Raw genomic sequence first — 643 nt, 5'->3', positions numbered from 1 at the left:
GAAATCTCCGGATCAAAGCTTACTTACAGCTCCCCGAAGCATATCGGTGTTAGTCCCGTCCTTCATCGGCTCCTAGTGCCAAGGCATCCACCGTGCGCCCTTACTAACTTAACCTTGCGGCTTACGACTTGCTTGCGCCTCGTAACCCTTGATGGTTTGCTTTTCTATCAGAAAAGCGTAAGAACTTTACAGTAAATTACTTACTTTCAATGTCGTTTATCCAGTTTTCAAAGAACAACAGCAATATTCTAATCCGGTATAACCTCGAGATGAATCATTTCATCTGCGAATGTCATACAAGTATGGAATATATGGTGGAGCATAGCGGGATCGAACCGCTGACCTCCTGCGTGCAAAGCAGGCGCTCTCCCAGCTGAGCTAATGCCCCAAAAATATGGTGGGCCTAAATGGACTTGAACCATCGACCTCACGCTTATCAGGCGTGCGCTCTAACCAGCTGAGCTATAGGCCCATATTTTGAGGTTTTATAAACCCTCAAAACTGAACACAAAACGCTAATGTTTTCCGTTTATATCCTTAGAAAGGAGGTGATCCAGCCGCACCTTCCGATACGGCTACCTTGTTACGACTTCACCCCAATCATCTGTCCCACCTTCGGCGGCTGGCTCCCGGAGGGTTACCT

Annotated in this window: 2 tRNA genes and 2 rRNA genes; all 4 read right to left on the bottom strand. The window is 47.4% G+C overall.

Annotated elements, in window-relative coordinates:
* Positions 1-114 (bottom strand): 23S ribosomal RNA (locus tag ACFPOH_RS10820); the annotation flags it as partial.
* A gap of 198 nt (positions 115-312) precedes the next feature.
* Positions 313-388 (bottom strand) — tRNA-Ala (locus tag ACFPOH_RS10815).
* A gap of 7 nt (positions 389-395) precedes the next feature.
* Positions 396-472 (bottom strand) — tRNA-Ile (locus ACFPOH_RS10810).
* Between the two features lie 69 nt (positions 473-541).
* A 16S ribosomal RNA gene (locus tag ACFPOH_RS10805) occupies positions 542-643 on the bottom strand; the annotation flags it as partial.

It is taken from the genome of Ureibacillus suwonensis, assembly GCF_042655065.1.
Taxonomy (GTDB): Bacteria; Bacillota; Bacilli; order Bacillales_A; family Planococcaceae; genus Ureibacillus; species Ureibacillus suwonensis.
The sequence above is the reverse complement of the archived record's forward strand: the minus strand, read 5'-3'. Positions and strand labels throughout refer to the sequence as shown.